Origin of the sequence: Pelotalea chapellei (assembly GCF_018531195.1) — a bacterium.
Taxonomy (GTDB): domain Bacteria; phylum Desulfobacterota; class Desulfuromonadia; order Geobacterales; family Pseudopelobacteraceae; genus Pelotalea; species Pelotalea chapellei.
The window spans coordinates 14486-37183 of record NZ_JAHDYS010000002.1 but is presented as its reverse complement, the minus strand read 5'-3'; the positions used below and the strand labels follow the sequence as shown (position 1 = coordinate 37183).

The 22698-nt window shown below is 52.1% G+C and carries 17 protein-coding genes; 15 read left to right on the top strand and 2 right to left on the bottom strand.

The window, feature by feature from the left end:
- Positions 1 to 33: 33 nt before the first annotated feature.
- Together KJB30_RS02050 and rd are read left to right on the top strand one after the other, a co-directional pair.
- Positions 34 to 225, top strand: coding sequence for a ferredoxin (locus KJB30_RS02050; RefSeq protein ID WP_214296278.1), 192 nt, complete (start codon positions 34 to 36; stop codon positions 223 to 225).
- A 20-nt stretch (positions 226 to 245) separates the two neighbouring features.
- The gene (rd, locus tag KJB30_RS02045; RefSeq protein WP_214296277.1) at positions 246 to 404 is read left to right on the top strand and encodes a rubredoxin; all 159 of its coding nucleotides are present in this window, start codon (positions 246 to 248) and stop codon (positions 402 to 404) included.
- Positions 405 to 436: 32 nt separating this feature from the next.
- Here rd and KJB30_RS02040 read toward each other — a convergent pair whose 3' ends face one another.
- Positions 437 to 613, bottom strand: a complete 177-nt coding sequence (locus KJB30_RS02040) for a hypothetical protein (RefSeq protein WP_214296276.1) — start codon at positions 611 to 613, stop codon at positions 437 to 439.
- A gap of 96 nt (positions 614 to 709) precedes the next feature.
- The gene (locus tag KJB30_RS02035) at positions 710 to 1783 is read right to left on the bottom strand and encodes a pyridoxal-phosphate-dependent aminotransferase family protein (protein WP_214296275.1); all 1074 of its coding nucleotides are present in this window, start codon (positions 1781 to 1783) and stop codon (positions 710 to 712) included.
- Positions 1784 to 2076: 293 nt separating this feature from the next.
- Here KJB30_RS02035 and KJB30_RS02030 point away from each other — a divergent pair, with 293 nt between their 5' ends.
- The 13 genes from KJB30_RS02030 to ahcY all read left to right on the top strand — a co-directional run bounded on the left by KJB30_RS02030 (position 2077) and on the right by ahcY (position 22697).
- Positions 2077 to 3930, top strand: coding sequence for a cytochrome c3 family protein (locus KJB30_RS02030; RefSeq protein WP_214296274.1), 1854 nt, complete (start codon positions 2077 to 2079; stop codon positions 3928 to 3930).
- 187 nt (positions 3931 to 4117) lie between these two features.
- Complete coding sequence (locus KJB30_RS02025; protein WP_437179721.1) at positions 4118 to 5878, top strand: transporter substrate-binding domain-containing protein; 1761 nt, start codon at positions 4118 to 4120, stop codon at positions 5876 to 5878.
- Entirely contained in the window at positions 5871 to 7286 is a 1416-nt protein-coding gene (locus tag KJB30_RS02020; protein ID WP_214296272.1) for a sigma-54-dependent transcriptional regulator, read from the top strand. The genes KJB30_RS02025 and KJB30_RS02020 overlap by 8 nt, the downstream gene beginning before the upstream one ends.
- Before the next feature lie 299 nt (positions 7287 to 7585).
- Positions 7586 to 8914 carry an anaerobic C4-dicarboxylate transporter gene (locus KJB30_RS02015; protein WP_214296271.1) on the top strand — a complete coding sequence of 443 codons (1329 nt, stop codon included), beginning with the start codon at positions 7586 to 7588 and terminating at the stop codon, positions 8912 to 8914.
- A 479-nt stretch (positions 8915 to 9393) separates the two neighbouring features.
- Positions 9394 to 12513 (top strand): type I restriction endonuclease subunit R, encoded by a 3120-nt coding sequence (locus tag KJB30_RS02010; RefSeq protein WP_214296270.1) that lies wholly within the window; start codon positions 9394 to 9396, stop codon positions 12511 to 12513.
- Positions 12507 to 14141, top strand: coding sequence for an HsdM family class I SAM-dependent methyltransferase (locus tag KJB30_RS02005; protein WP_214296269.1), 1635 nt, complete (start codon positions 12507 to 12509; stop codon positions 14139 to 14141). The genes KJB30_RS02010 and KJB30_RS02005 overlap by 7 nt, the downstream gene beginning before the upstream one ends.
- Positions 14134 to 15405: a restriction endonuclease subunit S gene (locus KJB30_RS02000; protein WP_214296268.1), complete on the top strand. Its 1272-nt coding sequence runs from the start codon at positions 14134 to 14136 to the stop codon at positions 15403 to 15405. Before KJB30_RS02005 ends, KJB30_RS02000 begins: the two co-directional genes overlap by 8 nt.
- Positions 15406 to 15530: 125 nt before the next feature.
- A complete protein-coding gene (locus KJB30_RS01995; protein ID WP_214296267.1) occupies positions 15531 to 15815 on the top strand; it encodes a type II toxin-antitoxin system HigB family toxin in 285 nt (94 codons plus the stop codon).
- 8 nt (positions 15816 to 15823) lie between these two features.
- Positions 15824 to 17008 carry an ImmA/IrrE family metallo-endopeptidase gene (locus KJB30_RS01990; RefSeq protein WP_214296266.1) on the top strand — a complete coding sequence of 395 codons (1185 nt, stop codon included), beginning with the start codon at positions 15824 to 15826 and terminating at the stop codon, positions 17006 to 17008.
- A 429-nt stretch (positions 17009 to 17437) separates the two neighbouring features.
- Positions 17438 to 18511, top strand: coding sequence for an NAD(P)H-dependent flavin oxidoreductase (locus tag KJB30_RS01985; protein WP_214296265.1), 1074 nt, complete (start codon positions 17438 to 17440; stop codon positions 18509 to 18511).
- A gap of 111 nt (positions 18512 to 18622) precedes the next feature.
- Complete coding sequence (locus tag KJB30_RS01980) at positions 18623 to 20269, top strand: fatty acid--CoA ligase (protein WP_214296264.1); 1647 nt, start codon at positions 18623 to 18625, stop codon at positions 20267 to 20269.
- A 70-nt stretch (positions 20270 to 20339) separates the two neighbouring features.
- On the top strand, positions 20340 to 21260 hold the full coding sequence (locus tag KJB30_RS01975) for an ArsR/SmtB family transcription factor (protein WP_214296263.1): 921 nt from the start codon (positions 20340 to 20342) through the stop codon (positions 21258 to 21260).
- Positions 21261 to 21302: 42 nt separating this feature from the next.
- Positions 21303 to 22697: an adenosylhomocysteinase gene (gene ahcY / locus KJB30_RS01970; RefSeq protein ID WP_214296262.1), complete on the top strand. Its 1395-nt coding sequence runs from the start codon at positions 21303 to 21305 to the stop codon at positions 22695 to 22697.
- Position 22698: the final 1 nt, after the last annotated feature.

Below are 22698 nucleotides of genomic sequence, written 5' to 3'. Positions count from 1 at the left end.
TACATTTCGAACTTCGAATTAAAGGAGAGTTACATGAAAAAACCTTGGGTCGATCAGGAAAGCTGTATCAGCTGCGGCCTTTGTATCTCATCTTGCCCCGGTGTTTTTCGCTTTGACAGCAATGATAAGTCCGAATGTTATGATGCTGCAGGTGCCTCGGAGAAAGATATTCAAAGTGCCATTGATGCTTGCCCTGTTCAGTGCATCAGCTGGGAAGAAAATTAAAACAAAAAAGGAGAGTAACTATGGACCGCTGGATCTGTACTATCTGCCAATATGTTTATGACCCTGCCTTAGGCGATCCGGAGCATGGGATTGCAGCCGGAACATCGTTCGAGGATGTGCCTGATGACTGGTGCTGTCCCCTGTGCGGGGTAGGCAAAGATTCCTTCGAAAAGGAATAGGCTATTCCAGCCCCTGCATTGCAGGGGCTTTCTTATTTTTTCGCTGCAGGTTTGATGATATCGAGTTTAGCCTCACCAGCCTCCATTTTGACCCGCCAGACCAGACCGCATTCGCCGCATTCCTTGACCGGAAACTCCTCTGAAGTAAAACCATTTGAGTGAATGTCGAGATCAACAGATTTTCTGTTTCCGCAATGTGGGCATTTCATACCTGACTCCTTGTTACCGATTTTTAAAAGAACTTTTATTTATTTGTTCATTTTGCAGAGGTCTGTTCCTGGTCTGCTGGAATCATGTGATTGTTTCTATGCCAGATCAGGCATGATGGCGACCATCGCCGCAAAAAGTTCGTCCAGATCACTGCGCGTCATGTCTCCCATGTGCGCAATGCGGAATGTCTTCCCTTTAATTTTGCCATAGCCGTCATCAAAGGCAAAGCCGGAATTACCCAGCTGTTTTTTTAGCTCCGCCAAGTCAATATTACGTGTATTGCGGGCACAGGTCAGGGTGAGCGAAGCACTACCGGATTCGGGGAAGAGCTCGAAGCCACGGGAGGCAAGCCAGCCACGAACATAATCGGCCAATTCCCGGTGCCGGCTCCAGCGGTTTTCCAAACCTTCAGCGGACATGCGTTCCAACTGGCGGTCCATTGCATATACGAGAGAAATGCATGGTGTCGACGGCGTGTTGTTTTTGTCATCGTTGGACGCAAATTCAAGATAATCAAAGTAATAGCCACGCCCTTCGATGCCGGCGGCCCGCTTGAGAGCTTTTTCACTGGCGGTGAAAACTGTCAGGCCCGGGGGGAGGGCGAATGCTTTCTGGACCCCAAAAATGCAACTGTCGATACCCAGTTCAGTAACCGGTATTTTCAATGCACTCATTGATGAAACAGTATCTACGATAAACATGACTTCCGGATATTTGCGCATTACCTCGGCGATTTCTGTCAGCGGTGACATTACGCCGGTCGATGTTTCATTGTGAATCATGGTCATGCTGTCATACATTCCGGTTGCGAGTGCCTTATCAACAGCTTCCGGGGTGACCGGTCTGCCCCAGTCGAAACGGAAGGCATCTGCCTGCTTGCCGCAACGCAATGTGACATCATGCCATTTGTCGGAAAATGCGCCGTTGCAGAAGTTTGCGCAGCGGGTGCCTACCAGGTTGCGTATGGCGCCTTCCATCACTCCGAAAGCGCTGGAAGTCGCCAGAAAAACCCTGTCCTCGGTAAATAGCAATTTTTTGAGTCCCGCAGTAACACGGCCATGCAGCTCCGCATATTCTTTCATGCGGTGCCCGATCATGGGGGTAGCCATTGCGGCGAGAATGTCGGGATGAACAGGCACGGGGCCCGGAATGAAAAGTTTTTTTGTCATTGCCTGCTCCTGAATCAATTCGTGTACTGCTGCATTCACGATTCTAATTTATACAAAGGAGATTACGCTAGCAAAAGGCCACTTCAAAGTCAAGGTGACTCTATTTATAAATCAGGCTTTTCGGAGCTTAAGGAATGCTCTTCCTGCAACTCTTCGTAACAAAGAGATAATTTTGGTCCTAAACTGTATACTGTATTCAATTTTCGTTGCATTTCCCTATTCTTTTGTGTAGTTGTATATGGATTTTATACACCCTATGTTTCTCATTTATTTTTACCAATGGAGGAGTTCGTATGCGCATGTTGTTCAGTCGTTTTCTGCCTGTCTTGATGCTGTTGTCCGTATGGGCCGGGACTTCAATGGCCGAGCAGGGTATGGCCATCGATCCGGCAACCTGTCTGGGATGTCATAGCGAAAAGATATCCATCCACTCCTTTGCAGCATCGGTACATGGTAAAAACGCCTGCACCAGTTGCCACATTGATATTACTGATCTCGCCAAGCACATGAGAAAAGAGATCAAGGTCCAAAAGGTACAGTGCGAGCGCTGCCACAAGAAGGAAAATGCCGAGCACTACGGCAGCGTGCATATCGCCAAAGGTGTCATGTGCGCCGACTGCCACACCGACATCCATACCCACACCTACTGGAAAAAAGATAAGCGCAAGGTAGTTGCAAAATGCATCCAGTGCCACGACAAGTTGGCAGTGTACCAGAAGTCAGTTCACGGCAAGGCTGTCGCAGCCGGAAACATGGATTCCGCCGCTTGTAGCGATTGCCATAACCTGCACGAGATCAAACCGCTGGGCGATCCTAAAAGCCATTCAAACAGAGAATTCCATACTAAAGTCTGTATGAAGTGCCACAGTGATGAAAAGCTGATGGCAAAAAACAAAGTTACGACAGTTGCTGTCAAGTCATACATGGAAAGTTATCACGGCAAGAACTACCGCCTCGGCTTCCCAGAAAAGGTTGCCGGCTGTGCCGACTGCCATACCGCCCACTCGGTTCTGCCCAAGGACGACCCTGAATCCAGCGTAAATCCGGCCAATCTTGTTAAAAGCTGTGCCAAATGTCATACCAGAGCAACACCTCTTTTCACCAAGTTCTATGCACATGGTGAGCATAGCGATCGTGAAAAGTACCCAATTCTCTACTACACATTCATCGCCATGACCGGCCTGTTGGTCGGTACATTCGGTGTGTTCTGGATCCATACGCTGCTCTGGATGTTCCGTGGCTTTGTTGAAAACCGCGAGAAAGCCGATAAGCTGCAGAGCGGTGAACACCATCATGTCATGCCTGATGCTCACAAGCAGTACCGTCGATTTAACCGCATCCACATTTTCATGCATATTCTGGTAATAACCAGCTTCCTGGGTCTCTCTCTGACCGGTCTGCCGCTCAAGTTCAGCGACCAGCACTGGGCCGTGTCGATGATGAACATGTACGGCGGTTCTGCAAATGCCGGTCTGATTCATCGTTACTGCGCCGGTATCACCTTTGTATATTTTGCAATGGCACTGGTAATGAGCATCAACTTCCTCTTCATTCGCAAGGATATCCCGGGCAACTTCCTGCAGCGCCTGTTCGGTCCCGACTCACTCTGCCCGAACCTGCGCGACATCACTGATGTGGTCAACATGGTAAGATGGTTCCTGTTCAGAGGGCCGAAGCCGACCTTCGAACGCTGGACTTACTGGGAAAAATTCGACTTCATCGCAGTCTTCTGGGGTATGTTTGCCATCGGCGGATCAGGTCTGATGCTCTGGTTCCCGGAAATCTTCGGCATGATTCTGCCGGGCTGGGCCTTTAACGTGGCCACCATCATCCACTCCGACGAAGCTTTGCTGGCCACCGGGTTCATCTTCTCGGTCCACTTCTTCAATACCCATGGACGTCCCGAGAAATTCCCCATGGACTTCGTTATCTTCAATGGCCAGATCGGCAAAGAAGAGATGCTTGAGGAGCGAGGCGATCAGTGGAAACGCTATGAAGCAGCTGGTATCACTGAAAAGTTTGCCTGCAAACGTACCAGCGGTGTGGTCTATGACTTCCTCGTCAAAGGATTCGGCTTCATTGCATTGTTCACCGGGCTGGCCCTGCTGATACTGATGATCATGGCCTTCATCGGGGGCAGTCACTAATCCCTGAATTTGTTGAGTAATGAGAGGGGGGCTATTTGCCCCCCTTTTTTTGTGCCCGGGAGATTCCTGTATTATTTTCCTGCCGGTGATTGACCTCTCGCTGTGCTATTCTAAATACTCTTCAGGCTCTTCCTCAGCATCCAGTCTACGATGTGGAAAGGCAGGCTTCTCAATGGCCAGTTTCCTTATGTCGTCCATACCTCACCAATCTGCTTCAGCCCGATTTCATCCAATTTCCCTGTTGTTCTGGCTGGCTCTCTTGCTGTTTCCCGTGCAGTCCTTTGCCGGGCCGGATATGGCCAGATCCGCTATTATCGTGGGGGGCGACCGTGATTACCCTCCCTATGAATTTATCGATAAAGACGGCCAGCCGGCCGGCTATAATGTGGAACTGACCAAAGCAATTGCGGAAGTGATGGGTTTTAAGGTCGAATTCCGCCTGGGTAGCTGGTCGGAGATGCGTGATGCACTGCAGAGCCGCAAGGTGGACGTGCTTCAGGGCATGTCATGGTCAGAGGAGCGGACAAAGGAAGTTGACTTTTCTCTGCCTCATACGGTTGTCAACCATGCGGTTTTTGCCCGTCGCGACTCTCCCTTGATAAATTCACTGGAAGAGTTGCGGGGGAGGAGTGTGGCAGTTCACCGCGGCGGTATCATGCATGATTACCTGGTGCACCAAGGGCTCGGGGCCCGGCTGATCCTGACCGAAACGCCGGCAGAGGCCATGCGTCAGCTGGCTGCCGGCAAAACCGATTATGCGGTGGTCGCGATTGTGCCCGGCATGTACATCATGCGTGAGCTCAAGCTTACCAATCTGCTGCCGGCGATACGTAATGTTGCCAGCCACCGTTACTGTTATGCTGTGGACAAAGGCAATGAGGAGTTGCTCTCCCGTTTCAATGAAGGATTGGCGATTCTGAAAAAAACCGGCCAGTATGAGGTCATCTACAACAAATGGCTGGGGGTGCTGGAGCCGAATCAAATCACTCCGCGTGTTCTTGCCAAATATGCTGCGGTGGTGGTAATTCCGCTGGTGGTGCTATTGGGAGGTTTTGCTCTCTGGTCGCGTACCCTGCACGGTCAGGTTACCAGGCGTACTGCTGATCTGACGCGGGAGATCACTGAGCGGCGACATGCCGAAGAGGAATTGCTGCTTAACCAGCAGCAACTGATCCAGGCAGACAAGATGGCGGCCCTCGGGATACTTGTCTCCGGAGTGGCCCACGAAATCAATAACCCAACGGGGTTGATTCTGTTGGAGGTGCCGATTCTGAAGAGGTTTCATGCTGACGCTTCCAAGGTTCTGGAACAATATTATCGTGAGAATGGCGATTTCAGCTGTGGTGGCCTGCCTTATTCGCGGATGCGGGAAGAGGTGCCGCGCAGTCTTGACAAACTGCACGATGCCGGCAAGCGGATCAAACGCATTGTGGATGATCTCAAGGACTTTGCCCGGCGAGATGATTCTGCCGGTAATGAAACGGTTGATCTGAATGCAGTGGCCCAGGCTGCCGTGCGGCTGGTGGAGCCTTCCATCCGCAAGGCCACAACACGCTTCAATGCCAGATACACTCCTCTGCCTCCAGTTCGTGGAAATGTTCAACGTATTGAACAGGTGCTGGTCAACTTGGTTCTCAACGCTTGCCAGGCGCTGCCGGATACCGGCCGAGGCATACAGTTAACCACGGGCTATGATGCTGATTCCGGAAAAGTTGTGCTTACCCTTACTGATGAAGGAAGCGGCATCAGTCCGGAAAACATCTCCCGACTCACCGACCCCTTCTTCACCACCAAACGGGACCAGGGGGGTACCGGCCTTGGACTGTCGGTTTCCGCGGGGATTGTCAAGGAACACGGCGGTACGATGAATTTTGAATCGATCCCCGGCAGCGGAACTACGGTTACTCTTACACTGCCGGAATACAGAGAGGATACATCCCGTGAGTGATGCCATATATCCAAATTTTCCGGTTCTGCTGGTAGATGATGAACCTGACTGGCTCAGTTCTCTGGCTTTGACACTTGAGTCCCGCGGTCGCATCAGCAACATCCTGACTTGCAGCGACAGCCTTCAGGTAATGGATATTCTTGAAAAAGTTTCGACCGGTGTGGTCATGCTTGACCTGACCATGCCGCACGTTTCTGGAGAGCAACTGCTCGAACGAATTGCAGAGCGGCATCCGGAGGTGGCGGTTATCGTTGTCAGCGGCCTGAATCAGGTGGAGACGGTTGTACGTTGCATGAAGCTGGGCGCCTTTGATTACTGCATCAAGACCGATGAAGAGGATCGCATTGTAGGGAGCGTGCTCAGAGCGGTAAGAATGGTTGAGATGCGGCGGGAGTACCAGGAACTTGCCGGTCGGCTGGTATCTCGGGAGCTGCGTCATCCCGAGGCGTTCTCCAGCATTGTTACCGCTGACAGGGCGATGTTGGATATCTTTTCCTACGTGGAGGCTGTGGCCAAAAGTCCGCAACCGCTGCTGATCACCGGTGAGAGTGGTGTCGGCAAGGAGTTGGTTGCCCGGGCCGCCCACATCCTGAGCGGTTGTCGCGGCAAGCTGGTCACGGTCAATGTGGCAGGCCTTGATGATACGGTGTTCAGCGACACCCTCTTCGGGCATGTGCGAGGCGCCTTTACAGGGGCTGAACAGGTTCGGCGCGGCATGATCGAGGAGGCGGCTGGCGGCACGTTGTTTCTGGATGAAATCGGCGACTTGAGCATCCCCTCCCAGGTCAAGCTTTTGCGTCTGCTGCAGGAGGGGGAATACTTCCCGCTGGGAAGCGATCTACCCAAAAGCCTCAAGGCTCGCATCATTGTTGCGACCCACCAGAACCTCGCGGAGAAAGAGGGGAGCGGTGCATTCCGCCGGGATCTGTATTTCCGTCTGCGCACCCATCGGGTGCACATCCCGCCGCTGCGGGAGCGAACTGGTGACATCCCCCTGCTGCTCGAACATTTTCTGGCAGAAGCGGCCCAAACGCTAGGCAAGAAAAAACCGACTCATCCCAAAGGCCTGGCGCAGTACCTCGCGACCTACTGTTTCCCCGGCAATATTAGGGAGCTTAAAGCCATGGTCTTTGATGCCGTAAGCGTTCATCGTGATCGGATGCTTTCGATGGATTCCTTTATCCAAAGCATCGAGCGTCTGCAGTACCAGTGCAGTACCCCTGCTGGCGGAGCAACCCGTCAAAATCCGTTCGCCGGGTTTGACGAACTTCCCACTTTCACCGATGCTGCGGCTTTCCTGGTAATGGAAGCCATGGAGCGGGCCAGCGGCAATCAGACTCTGGCCGCGCGACTGCTGGGCATTTCCCAGCCGGCGCTTTCCAAACGCTTGAAGCTGCTTAAGGAATGAAAACTCTTTCCCCGATACATCCATTTTTCACGCCTTATCAAACCCCCATAACCAGCGGTTATAGTCATAACCATTGATCATATCTGCAGTAAACCTTTTGAATTCAGGTTTGCCGGCAGTCAGACCTCTGCCCCCATAACTTCCGGTTATGGGGGTTTCTTTTGTGCTTGTTTCTGAAAAAGCTATAAATTCGACAGCTTGTGCAAATTAAGCGCATTGGCATTGTCCATGCTCTCATGAGAACAGAAGGAGCGGCCGTCAGCGGTTCGCCAATCTCAGTTTTCAAAGTGGAGGACGTCATGGCAATGTTCTGGATTCAATTCATACTCGTATTGGGTGCCGTTCTGATCGGCATTCGCAGGGGGGGCGTTGCTCTCGGCATGATCGGCGGCCTCGGCGTTTCACTGTTGGTGTTAGGCTTCCGCAGCCCTCCCTCCGAACCGCCTATCGCAGTCATGCTGATTATCCTGGCGGTGGTGACCGCCTCAGCCACTCTGCAGGTGGCCGGCGGCCTCGATTACCTGGTGCAGTTGACCGAAAAAATGCTGCGCGCTCACCCCAAATACGTGACCATCCTGGCACCGCTTTCGACCTTCTTTCTGACGGTCTGCTGCGGAACCGGCCACGCTGTCTATGCGCTGCTGCCGGTAATTTCGGACGTGGCACTTAAGACCAAAATCCGTCCCGAGCGCCCCATGGCCATTTCCAGTGTCGCCTCCCAGATGGGTATCACAGCAAGCCCGGTTGCAGCAGCGGTCACCTTCTTCCTCGGCTTTGCAGCTAAGGCGGGATATCATGTGACTCTGATCGATATCATCTCCGTGACCATGCCGGCCGGGGTACTTGGAGTGCTGGCTGCAGCAGCATGGAGCTTCAACCGCGGCAAGGATCTGGATAAGGATCCGGAGTTTCAGGCCCGCCTTCAGGACCCGGATTTCAAAAAAGCTCTTGATGCTGATGTGACCACACTGGACAAGAAAATTTCCACTACAGCAAAGATCTCCGTTGCTCTGTTCTTCGCCGGTGTCGGATCGATTATTTTGCTGGCCAGTTTCCCTGAACTGCTGCCGATGGGGGCTGACAAAAAGCCGATTGCAATGACCACGGTTGTCCAGTTCGTCATGCTTGCCTATGGCGCGTTCATCATGTTCACTGCTGACGTCAAAGCCAAGGATATCGCCCACTCCAGCGTGTTCATCGCCGGAATGATCGCGGTTGTATCCATCTTCGGCATCGCCTGGATGAGTGATACCTTCATCTCCGCGAACAAGAAATTCCTCATCGACAACATCGGCATCATGGTCAAAATTGCTCCCTGGACCTTTGCCATTGCCACCTTCTGCATCTCGGCTTTTGTAAAAAGCCAGGCCGCGACTCTGGCCATCACCCTTCCCCTGGGTCTCGCTCTGGGGTTGCCGATTCCGCTGCTGCTCGGCCTGATGCCTGCCAGCTACGCCTACTTCTTCTTCGCTTTCTACCCAAGTGACCTGGCCGCCATCAACATGGACCGCACCGGCACAACGCGCATCGGAAAATACCTGCTCAACCACAGTTTCATGATTCCTGGTCTGATCGGTGTCAGCGTATCGACGGTGGTGGCATATGGGATTTCGAGGCTTATCTTCTAAAAGCAGGCTAAACTCTATAGCATCAACATGTAGAAAGGCTGCTCCCTGGTGAGGAAGCGGCCTTTCTACGTCTTAAGCCCGACTGCTTGCAATCAAAGCGTTCTTTTTTAATGATTCCCTGTTTGACCTCCTTACTTCATTAGGGGTATAGTCCCGCCCAGTTCACTCTCATATTTAGATGGTCACCGAAAAGGTAAAGTCAGGGAAACCTGATGGCACAAAGCTTCCAGTCCCCTTCATCCGGCCTTTGGCCACCTCTCCAGAAGGAGAGGGAAAAGAATACTTTCTCCCAAAGGGGTGAGATAGTAAGAGGGGATGGTGGGGCTGTCGAAGTGGCATTAACGACAAAGCCTGCCTTTTATATTGAGGGCAGGCTTTTTATTTGGGTTGTGTTCGGGGACGCTCACTTTTATCTTCCCCCTTGATGTATCTATGAGGGTAACCTACTGATTTTCTCCAGGGTTGAAAATTGAGGGCAAATGAAATTTACAGAAGACTCTCGCGTTAAAATCCCTTGCATGCTGCATCTGGTCAGGCTTGGTTACCAATATATCTCTCTCAAGTACGCCAAATGGGATGAAGAGACCAATATCTTTCCTGACCTGTTTCGCGAGGCCATCGCCAAGATTAACCCCGGCATTGACTGTGAGGGCATCGAACGATTACAGGCAGATGTCAACTTGTTGTTGGATAACGAAGATCTGGGCAAAGCCTTTTACGAAAGGATGACCGAACGTTCAGGTATTAAGCTGCTCGATTTTACCGACTTTTCCAACAACAGCTTTCATGTGGTCACCGAGCTGACCTGTAAAAACGGGGATGATGAGTTCCGACCGGATATCACTTTGCTCATTAATGGTATGCCGCTCGTTTTCATCGAGGTCAAAAAGCCCAACAACCGAGAAGGTATTTTGGCCGAACGTAACCGTATTATCACGCGCTGCCGGAATCCCCGTTTTCGCCGTTTTATAAATATCACTCAACTGATGGTGTTCTCCAACAACATGGAGTATGACGACGGCTCGCCGCAGCCGATTGAGGGCGCTTTTTACGCCAGTCCGTCCTATGACGCACCAACCTTCAACTACTTCCGGGAAGAGGAAGAGCTTAACTTGGCCGACCTACTGTCTGGAGAGGACGACGCAGTTGAAAACGAAGTTCTCCGCGACAACAACCTGAACATCATCAAGCACAGCCCCGAGTTTCTCAGCAATAAGTCCCCCGACACCCCAACCAACCGGATGTGCACGTCTCTGTTCAGCCGCGACCGTCTCTCGTTTTTGCTGCAATATGCCTTGGCCTATGTGAACGAGGCCGACGGACTGCACAAACATGTCATGCGGTACCCTCAGATCTTTGCCACCAAAGCCATCGAAAGAAAACTCGATGCCGGAGTGCGTAAAGGGATAATCTGGCACACTCAGGGGAGCGGCAAGACCGCGCTGGCCTACTACAACGTGCGCTTTTTGACCGATTACTTTCAGCGACGCGCCATCATCCCAAAATTCTACTTCATTGTAGATCGGATCGACCTGCTGATTCAGGCGCAGCGCGAATTTTCCAGCCGAGGTCTGACAGTCTACACCATCGACACCCGCGAGGCCTTCGCCCGTGACATCAAGGCCACCAAGGCGCTGCATAATCACACCGGCAGACCTGAGATAACCGTAGTCAATATTCAGAAATTCCAGGATGACCCGGATGTGGTTCGCACAGAGGATTACGACGTCAGTATCCAGCGGGTCTACTTCCTCGACGAGGTTCACCGCAGCTACAACCCAAAGGGTAGTTTTCTCGCCAATCTCAGCCAGTCGGACCAGAACGCCATTAAGATTGGCCTAACCGGCACGCCGTTGTTGGGGGATGACTACAATTCCCGCGCTCTGTTCGGCGATTACATCCACAAATACTACTACAACGCCTCCATCGCCGACGGCTACACTCTGCGCCTGATCCGCGAGGAGATCGCCACCAACTATAAACTTTCACTGAAGGAAGCTTTGGCAGCCGTGGAACTTCAGCAGGGCGACATCGACAGAAAGCTTGTTTACGCCCATCCCCGCTTTGTTGAGCCGATGCTTGATTACATCATCAAAGATTTTGAAAAAAGCCGGGGAGCGCTGAACAACCCTTCCATCGGCGGCATGGTTATCTGTGACAGTTCCGAGCAGGCAAAGCAGATGTTCGAAATTTTCCAGAAACGCGATACGGCAAAGGTTATTGAGCTAACCCCGCAAGCCAGCGATGGATATCATTCCGATCTGCCGCTAGCCGCCGATCCATCGCCGACCTATGCGGCACAGCATAAGCAGGCCAACAAGCTAAAAAGAGCCGCGCTGATTCTGCACGATATCGGCAGCAAAGAAGAACGCAAAGAGTGGGTGGAGGAGTTCAAGGCTGGCACAATTGACCTGCTCTTCGTCTACAACATGCTGCTCACCGGTTTTGATGCCAAGCGCTTGAAAAAGCTCTACCTGGGCCGGGTAATCCGCAAACACAACCTGCTCCAGGCATTGACCCGTGTTAACCGCCCTTATAAAGATTTCCGCTATGGCTACGTGGTCGATTTTGCCGATATTCGCAAAGAGTTCGACGCTACCAACAAAGCCTATTTCGATGAGTTACAGGCCGAGCTGGGTGACGAGCTCGAGCACTACTCCCACCTGTTCAAGTCTGCTGATGAGATTGCACAGGAAATCGAGCAGATCAAGGACATCCTATTTCGCTTTGACATAGAAAATGCTGAGATCTTCTCGCAGCAGATCAGCCAGATTCAGGATCGCGCCACGGTGCTGGCCCTTAAGAAAGCCCTTGCCGATGCCCGCAGCCTCTACAACGTGATTCGCCTGCAAGGCAAATACGAATTCTTGCAACAGCTCGATTTCCAGAAGCTCAACCAGCTTTACCGCGAAGCCAGCAACCACCTTGACTTGTTGAACTTGAAGGAGATCATCGAAAACTGCGCCGACACAACAAATCTGCTCAATGTCGCCTTGGAGGAAGTACTGTTCCTGTTTACCAAGGTCAGGGAAGAAGAGCTTGTGTTGGCCGACAAGCTGAAGAGCACCCTGCGACAGACCCGCGAGGCTCTTGCTGACAACTTTGACCAGCAGGACCCCAAGTTTATCACCTTGAAGGAAGAACTGGAGCGGTTGTTCAAGATGAAGAAACTTAATGAGGTGACACAGGAAGAAATGAATGCCAACATCGGTGCGCTTAACGCTATCCACGAACAGGTCAAGGAGCTGAACCGGCAGAACAACCAGCTGCGGGCCAAGTACCTGGGGGATGTCAAATACACCCGCATTCACAAGCGGCTGCTGGAGCACCACCTGCTCACGGAATCCGAGCGCCGCATATTCGAAGCACTCACTGGCGTCAAACAGCAGGCCGACGACCAGGTACTGCAGAACACCCAGCTGCTGGCCAATGAAAGCTATTTTGAGCGGATGATGATGCCGCTGGTCATCGGCGAGTTCCGAAATCGCCGTAGCATCAAGCTCAACCCGGACGCTTCCCGCACCATCAACCGGCTGGTAGTGACCGAATATATGAATGAATACGCATCAGGTAACAGAACAGGAGTACATGCGTGGTAACCCAGGATTTCGAAAAAAGAACCCGGCAACTGATAGACAGCCTTAAGGGGATCTGTGCCGCCTATGGACTCGGTAACGACGGCAACGAGTTCAAGATCATTACCCAGGTCTTTCTTTACAAATTTCTAAACGACAAATTTGCGTTTGAAGCAAAGCGCATCGACCCCAAACTAGCCAAGGCTAAAAGCTGGGAGCAGGCCGTCACAGCCCTCTCCTCTGACGAACTGGAGATGATGCAACTGCAGATGGGACCGGACACCGCCCGACTGAAACCTGAGCACTTCATCGCCCATTTGTTTAGCAGCCAGAATGCGCCGGAGTTTGCCAAGCTGTTTGACGATACCCTGCGCGACATCGCCATCACTAACAACGACATCTTTGCCGTCAAAACCGACGGCGGCGCCAAAGTCACCCTGTTCGATCGCGTAAGCGAGTTCATCTCCGATGTTTCCAAGCGCGACGACTTCTGCCGTGCCATCATTAACAAACTTGTAGATTTCAGCTTCGAGCGCATTTTTACCCAGAAGTACGATTTCTACGCTGCGCTCTTCGAATACCTGATTAAAGACTACAACAAGGACAGTGGCGGCAAGTACGCCGAATACTACACCCCCCATGCCGTGGCAAAGATTATGGCCGCCATCCTGGTGCCGGAGGCGCGGCGGGGTAAGGTTGCCAACGTCAGCTGTTACGATCCCTCGGCCGGGTCGGGAACGCTGCTGATGAGCCTGGCCCACGCCATCGGCGAGCAGCGCTGCGCCATCTATTCCCAGGACATCTCGCAGAAGTCATCAAGCCTGCTGCGGCTGAACCTGATCCTGAACAACCTGGTCCACTCCATCCCCAACATCATCCAGGGTAACACCTTGACGCACCCGTACCACCGGGACGGCAAGGCGCTCAGGAAGTTTGACTACATCGTCAGCAATCCACCCTTCAAGATGGATTTCAGCGATTTCCGCAACGAGTTGGACACTAAGGAACATCAAACCCGCTTCTTCGCCGGGGTGCCGAACATTCCCAAACAGGCCGTGGAAAAGATGGCCATCTACCAGCTCTTTTTGCAGCACATCATCCATTCGCTCAAACCGGGCGGCAAGGCAGCGGTGGTGGTGCCCACCGGCTTCATTACCGCCCAGTCGGGCATAGACCGCAAGATACGTGAAAAGCTCGTGAACGAGCGGATGTTGGCCGGAGTGGTTTCCATGCCGAGCAATATCTTTGCCACCACCGGCACCAATGTTTCGATCCTCTTCATTGACGCCAGCAACAAGGACAAGGTGGTACTGATCGACGCCTCCGGCCTCGGCACAAAGGTCAAAGACGGCAAGAATCAGAAGACACTGCTTTCCGAGGATGAGGAAGACCGAGTTATTGCCACCTTTAACGGCAAACAGGCGGTGGAGGATTTCTCGGTGGTAATCGGCTACGACGAGATTGCCGCCAAAAATTACAGCTTGAGTGCCGGACAGTACTTTGATGTGAAGATCGAGTATGTCGAGCTGACGCCGGCGCAGTTCGCCGAGAAGATACGGGGTTTCAGCGACAATCTGGATAAGCTGTTCAAGGAGTCGGCGGGGCTGGAGCAGGAGATTCGGAAGCAATTGGCGGGGTTGCGGTATGAGTAAGTGGCCTGTTTCCTCACTTCAAGGAAAACTCCACATCAAGCATGGCTATCCATTTAAGGGCGAATATTTCTCTGACGTTGGTGACTATATTGTTCTGACTCCAGGCAACTTTTATGAAGAGGGCGGCTTCAAGAGGCAAGCAGGAAAAGAGAAATTCTACATTGGTGAGGTTCCAAAGGATTACCTACACAACAAAGGTGATCTAATTGTCGCCATGACCGAGCAGGCCGAGGGCTTGCTTGGAAGTTGCGCCTTTGTGCCAAACGATAATCTGTATCTCCACAATCAACGGCTAGGTTTGATTACCGCTGAACCAAAACTACTAGACCGAATTTTTGTTTACTACCTGTTTCAAACCAGTTCTGTTCGGGAACAAATCCGCCTGACTTCCTCTGGCTCGAAGGTCAAGCACACTTCGCCGGAGAGAATATACGCCGTTACTGCCCCCTTACCAAAGGTAGAAGAACAAAGGAAAATCGCTGCCGCTCTCTCCGCCCTCGATGCCAAAATCGACTGCAACAACCGCATCAATACCGAGCTGGAGGCCATGGTCAAAACCCTGTACGACTATTGGTTCATCCAGTTCGACTTCCCCGACAAAAACGGCAAGCCCTACAAATCCTCCGGCGGCAAGATGGTCTACAACTCCACACTGAAACGGGAAATCCCGATGTGTTGGGAGGACGGTGCTTTGGACGATTTAGGGCAGATTGTCGGCGGTAGTACGCCATCCACGAAAAAAGCAGACAATTTCACCACAAACGGGACACCTTGGATTACCCCGAATGATTTGTCTGACAACCAGGGAAACAAGTTCATTACTCGTGGAGCACAGGACATATCCGACAAGGGCTTCAAGGATGCCTCGCTGAAAAAATTCCCTGTGGGCACTGTCTTGCTCAGCTCCAGAGCCCCCATCGGATACATGGCCATTGCGCGGAATGAAGTGACCACCAATCAGGGGTTTAAATCGTTTGTGCCCACCAACGGTTACTCAACAGCGTTCATCTATTACACCGTAAAGAATTCGATGAAGGTCATCACTCAGTACGCTTCCGGTTCTACCTTCAAAGAGATTTCGGGCACGGTGCTGAAGACGGTAAAGGTATGCTTGCCTAAATCGGATGTTGTCGAGCAATTTACAAATTCAGTCGAGCCCATCTTCAAACGTCAAGATACGCTTGAGCAGGAAAACCAGCAACTCGCCCAACTCCGCGACTGGCTACTCCCCATGCTGATGAACGGACAGGTCACGGTTAGTTGATGAGGCTATGCCAAGATCAACTTGTCAGGTTGTCCCAATTAAGGAATATTTTCGTGGATTGATAATATGAATTCCCATTTTGGGAATATTGTGGTAATAATTATGGTTGCGGAAACTCCCTCCTCATGAATGTCATCAAGAGAAAAACGCTAATCGAATATGGAATTAGATTCGGTGACGCTAAAAGCCAGCTCGATACCTGGTATCACGATGTTGACAAGGCTGCCTGGAATGGTCCCCAGGACATAAAGGATCGCTACCCCAGCGCCAGTTTCTTACACAAAAACATTGTCATCTTTAACATAAAGGGAAATCGATACCGGCTGGTTGTGAAGGTTGATTATCTGTCACAAGTTGTCTTCATCAAGTGGTTCGGCACCCATGCCGACTACGATAAACAAAAATTTTAGGTGTAATTATGAAACTCAAGGTCTTGAAAACAGAAGAAGAGTACGAAACGGCTCTTGCTGAGATCGAGAAGCTGATGGACAGCGCAAAGCCCGATAGAGACCGGCTTGAGCTGCTGGTGCTTCTGGTCCATACCTATGAGGAATCACTTTATCCGATAGACCTGCCTGATCCGGTCGAAGCAATTAAGTTCCGTATGGAGCAGGCGGGACTGAAACAAAAAGACCTGATTCCCTATATCGGCAGCCGCAGCAAGGTTTCAGAGGTGCTGTCACATCAACGCCCTCTGAGCATCAGCATGATCCGCAAGCTTCATGAAGGGTTGGGAATCCCGGCAGAGGTGCTGTTGAAAGAGCCTGGTGCGCAGATTATACCTGCAGCAGAATGCATTGAATGGGACAGATTTCCACTTGCAGAAATGCTTAAACGGAACTGGTTCCAGGATTTTCACGGCACCGTTGCCGAGGCAAAAAAACAGGCGGGTGAATTACTTACAGCCTGGGCGGGCTCACTTGGTTTCGAAGTGCCGCAACCAGCGCTTCTCCGTCAGCATGTGCGCTCGGGAAGTGATGCTGATCGTTATGCATTGACTGCATGGAGGATTCGGGTATCTCTTTTGGCAATGGAACAGAAGGTGCCAAAATACCAGAAGGGAACTGTCACTCATGATTTTGTCCGCGATCTGGTTCGCCTGAGTTATTTGGATGAAGGCCCATTATTGGCGCGGGAGTTTCTTCTAAAAAACGGTATTCATTTTGTTGTAGAAAACCATCTGAAACATACCCATCTGGATGGCGCCGCCATAAAATTACCGGATGGTTCGCCACTTGTTGCGGTAACACTTCGTCATGACAGATTGGACAATTTCTGGTTTACCCTCAGTCATGAGTTGGCACATATCGCGCTTCATTTTGATGGAGAAGAAACAGCCTTTTTCGATGACCTTGAGCAGGCAAGCCTTGATGTCTTCGAGGGTGATGCGGATCGTTGGGCTTCAGATGCGCTGATTCCACCGGAGTCATGGCAGGCAGCTCAATTTGGAAAAAGGCCTACAACGCAGGCTATCTACAATTTTGCTGCCAGCCTCAGAATCACTCCTGCGATCCCGGCTGGCCGTATCCGTAAGGAAACAGGCAACTACAAGCTATACGACGGCTTAATCGGACGTAATAAAGTTCGCAGACTCTATGCATAACAAGCAGCGTCTCTGAGGGATTAGTACGAAGACTATCATAATAAAAAAAAATTCTTCTGAGGTCGGAACCAACGCAACCCTGACATCATAATGCCTAAGTCCAGTTTCCGCTTTTCACCCCCCTTAGAACCACCTTTCCTGTCTAGAATTAAAAAATTAGCGGTGATTTTCATACCCCATTGTTTCCCAGTGCCCACCCCAATCTGGCCCCGACGCGTTTGATAACACCTTTTTCACTCAGATCATTGAGTTGGTATTTGATACCATCCGCTGTGATTCCAGCCTTCTCCTATACAGTGATACAGGCATTACATTTCTGGAAAGTAATTGATGAAACTCGATGAATTATGATTTTACAAAACTATTACAAAAAGTATGCAGTGCAGCTGGTATGCTTTGTAGTAATTTTATGCCCAGCAGGAGGAACCCATGACGCAACCACTTCGCATTGGTAAACACATCTCTCGATACCCCCTCATTCAAGGTGGTATGGGGGTACGCATATCCGCCGGCAGTCTGGCTGGGCATGTGGCAAAATGCGGCGGTGTGGGGTTGGTGGCAGCGCCGGGAATTGCTCTCAATAGCGGCCTTTATGATGGCAGAAACTATTTTCAAGCTGATGCAGAGGCATTCAAGGCTGAACTTGCCAAAGCCTATGAAATTGCTCCTGATGGTATCATAGGTGTCAACGTGATGGTGGCGCTGACCGATTATGAACAGCTGGTCAGGGCGGCTGTTGAGGGTGGCGCCAAAGTGATCGTCTGCGGGGCAGGGCTTCCTATGGGCTTGCCGGAGCTGACCGCGGATCATCCTGATGTTGCGCTGGTACCGATCGTGTCATCTGTGCGGGCGGCTCAGCTGATTGCCCGCAAATGGCAGAAGTCTTACCAGCGTCTGCCGGATGCGGTGGTCGTGGAAGATCCCGATACAGCTGGCGGTCACCTGGGTGAGAAAATCGAGAATATCGGCACAGGTGAATATGACCAGTACGACACTGTCCGACAGGTAAAGGAGTTCTTTCGCCGCGAATACGGCACCGAAATACCGATCATTGCTGCAGGCGGCATCTGGGACCGTGCCGATGTTGAACACGCTCTGGCCGAAGGCGCAGACGGTGTACAGATGGCCAGCCGCTTTGTCTGTACCGAAGAGTGCGATGCGGATGAGGCTTTCAAGCAGAAATACATGGCGTGCAACCAGGAGGACATCGGGCTGATCATGAGCCCGGCCGGTCTGCCGGGGCGTGCGATTATCACCAATAAAGACCAGATCCGGCAGCATGACCTGGATTACGATACGTCATGCATGTTGGGTTGTCTCAAGAAGTGCACCTACAAGGAGACCGGGGATCGTTTCTGCATCGTCTCGTCCCTCGATCGTGCCCAGCGGGGTGATACGGAAACCGGACTGGTCTTTTGCGGTACCAATGCCTGGAAGGCGGACCGCATCACAACCGTGCAAGCCATTTTTGACGAGCTTTTTGGTGAACAGCCGGAGGCTTAGAGGGATAGAACCTCATGCACTATGGGAAAGCCGTCGGAAAAATCTCCGGCGGTTTTTTTTTGAGGTTAGCCGGTTTCCACATATCTGAAAGGTATTCAAAAGGAGTTCAATATGCCCGATTCAAGCATTCCCCGCACCACCTCCGCTTATGATTATCCACTGCTGATCAAGAGCCTTTTGTTCTGTCCCGCGGTTGATGCTCCAGAACAGGAAATCGTCTATCGTGGCAGCTTCCGCTATACCTATCGCACTCTGCATGAGCGGGTGCGTCGCCTTGCCAATGCATTGACCAATCTGGGGGTTGGTCCGGGGGATACTGTGGCAGTAATGGACTGGGATTCTCACCGGTATCTGGAATGTTTTTTTGCCGTGCCGATGATTGGTGCGGTACTGCATACCATCAACGTTCGACTTTCTCCGGAACAGATTCTCTATACCATCGATCATGCAGAGGATGACGTACTGTTGGTCAACAGCGAATTTCTCCCGATCCTGGAGCAGATTCGCGGGCGAATCGATACGGTTAAAAACTACATCGTGCTCAATGATGAAGACAAGCTCCCCGCAACCACGATAACCTTTGACGGAGAATACGAGGCGTTGTTAAAAGAGGCCGCCACCACCTTTGATTTTCCTGATTTTGATGAAAATATTCGTGCGACCACCTTTTATACCACCGGGACCACCGGCATGCCCAAGGGTGTGTACTTCAGTCAGCGTCAGCTGGTGCTGCATAGCCTGGGAGTCCTTGCTGCCCTGGGTACAGCCAGCCATGGCCGATTCCATCGGCAGGATGTCTACATGCCGATTACTCCCATGTTCCATGTCCACGCCTGGGGAATGCCGTATGTTGCCACTATGCTGGGTGTAAAGCAGGTTTACCCCGGCAGATATGTGCCTGACCACCTGCTGGAACTTGTTGAAAAGGAGAAGGTCACCTTTTCTCATTGTGTCCCCACCATTCTGCACATGCTGCTCAAGCATCCTCACGCCCAGCGCATTGATCTTTCCGGGTGGAAGCTGATCATCGGAGGTGCGGCCATGTCACGGACCCTTTGTATTGAGGCAATGCAAAGGGGTATTGATCTTTTTACCGGCTACGGCATGTCTGAAACCTGCCCGATCCTGACCTTTGCCCATTTGACACCGGAGATGCTGGAGCTGTCGTCGGAAGAGCAGGCGCTGATCCGCTGTAAAACCGGACAATCCATACCTCTGGTTGATCTGCGCATTGTGGACAGTGAACACCGGGAATTGCCGCGCGACAATTCCAGCAAAGGTGAACTTGTGGTGCGGGCACCATGGTTAACACAGGGATATCTCAAGGATCACAAGGCTTCCGAGCGGCTATGGGAGGGTGGCTATCTGCATACTGGCGATGTGGCAATGCGTGACCAGCGTGGTTATGTGAAGATCACCGACCGGACCAAGGATGTCATCAAGGTTGCTGGAGAATGGATCTCCTCACTGGAGTTGGAAGATATCATTGCTCATCACCCTGCTGTGGCTGAAGTGGCGGTGATTGGGGTTACGGACGAGAAATGGGGTGAGCGACCGTTGGCGTTGGTAGTACTGCGTCCTGGCAGCAGTGTGACCGAAAAGATCTTGAGTCACCATGTCAGGGAATACGCCGACAGGGGACAGGTGAACAAACAGGTCGTATTGTTGCGGGTGCGCTTTGTGGAAGCCATCGACAAGACAAGCGTCGGTAAAATAAGCAAAGTCATCCTGCGCGAAAAATATGGATCTGTGCCCTGAGACTTGCCAGGTTATTTATAATGTGCTATATCAAGAAAACTTGATATAGTCTTATTGGAAAACATGATCTATGCTCGAATTCTTCAAAGCCCTAGCCGATCCCTGCCGTCTTCGTCTTACAGCAATCCTGCTGCGCGGCGAATTTACCGTGCAGGAACTGACTGCCATACTCGGCATGGGGCAGTCCCGCATATCACGGCATCTGAAAATCCTGACCGAGGCGGGGGTTCTTTCCGTCAAACGCCATGGCACCTGGAGCTATTACCGGGTTGCTGGTGACAACAATTTTTTCGCAGCCATACGTCCAGCTCTGGAACAGGAGCTGAAGACTTTGCCGGAGCGACCTCAAGATCTGGCAGCAGTGGCCCGTACGCTTGAGGAGCGCCGGCGACGCAGCCAGGAATTCTTCGATCTGCATGCCCGCCAATGGGATGACCTTGCCCGTACACTGTTGCCGGTGCCGGATTATCGCGAAAAACTGTTGACCCTGGTACCGGAGGGAAAAGTTGTTGTTGAAGTAGGATTAGGTACCGGCGGACTTCTTCCCGCCTTGGTAGCCAAGGCACGCACCGTGATAGGTGTTGATCACTCACCCGAGATGCTTGGCGAGGCGAACCGCAGAATGGCGGCGAGCGGTGTGAGTGGGGTTGACCTGCGATTGGGGGAAATGTCTCATCTGCCGCTGCCCGATAATTCTGCGGACTGTGCGATTCTGAACATGGTGCTGCACCATGCCGCCGCTCCGGTTGACGTTTTGAATGAGATCAGCCGGGTGTTGTCGCCAGGCGGAATTTTGCTGCTGGTAGACCTTGCCCGGCATGAGCAGGACTGGGTGCGGGAACAGTTGGCAGACCAGTGGCTCGGTTTCGAGGAGGATGAGCTGCGGAGTTGGCTGGAATCGGCAGGTTTTAAAACCATCATCGCAGAGCGGGTCAGTGGTACGGCAAGGCAGGAGAGTGTGCTGCTGGTTCAAGGCATTAAACATAGTTAAAGACACGACAAGAACATATTAACCACAAAAGGAGAGTAAACCATGTCACAAGATTACATCGTAGCAGACATGTCCCTGGCAGCCTGGGGACGCAAGGAAATGATCATCGCCGAGACCGAAATGCCCGGCCTGATGGCGATCCGCGAGGAATTCGCCAAGACTCAGCCGCTTAAGGGCGCCCGCATCGCCGGTTCGCTGCACATGACTATTCAGACCGCCATGTTGATTGAGACGTTGACTGCCCTGGGTGCCGAAGTGCGCTGGGCTTCCTGCAATATCTTTTCGACCCAGGACCATGCCGCTGCCGCCATTGCTGCTGCTGGTATCCCTGTTTTTGCTATTAAGGGTGAGACACTGGCTGATTATTGGGATTACACCCATAAAATCTTCGAATGGCATGACGGCGGCAGCCCTAACATGATCCTGGACGACGGTGGCGACGCCACCCTGCTGCTGCACCTGGGCAGCGATGCCGAAAAGGATGCTTCCGTGATCGCCAATCCGACCTGCGAGGAAGAGCAGTTCCTGTTCGCCGCGATCAAGAAGCGTCTGGCCGAGCAGCCGGGCTGGTATTCCAAGACCGCCGCCAGCATCAAGGGAGTTACCGAAGAAACAACTACCGGTGTGCACCGTCTCTACGAAATGCACAAGAAGGGAACTCTCAAGTTCCCTGCGATCAACGTCAATGACTCGGTTACCAAATCAAAATTTGATAACATCTATGGTTGTCGCGAATCCCTGATGGACGGCATCAAACGCGCCACTGACGTGATGGTGGCCGGCAAGGTGGCCGTGATCTGCGGTTACGGCGATGTGGGCAAAGGCTGCTCCCAGGCCATGCGTGGTCTCCAGGCCCAGGTCTGGGTGACCGAGGTCGATCCGATCTGTGCACTGCAGGCTGCCATGGAAGGCTACAAAGTCGTAACCATGGAATACGCTGCCGACAAGGCCGACATCTTCGTCACAACTACCGGTAATATCGACGTCATCACCCATGACCACATGAAGGCCATGAAGCACAACGCCATTGTCTGCAACATCGGTCACTTCGACAACGAGATCGAGGTTGCCAAGCTGAAACAGTACCAGTGGGAAAACATCAAGCCCCAGGTCGATCACATCATCTTCCCGGACGGCAAGCGCATCATTCTGCTGGCCGAAGGTCGTCTGGTCAACCTCGGCTGCGCCACCGGCCACCCCTCCTACGTCATGTCCTCGTCATTTGCCAACCAGACTCTGGCGCAGATGGAGATCTTCTGTAACCCCGGCAAATACCCGATCGGCGTCTATACCCTGCCCAAGGAGCTTGATGAAAAGGTGGCGCGTCTGCAGCTTAAGACTCTGGGCGCCATGCTGACCGAACTGACTGATGCCCAGGCTGCCTATATTGGCGTAAAGAAGGATGGACCATATAAGGGCGAGTTTTACCGCTACTGAT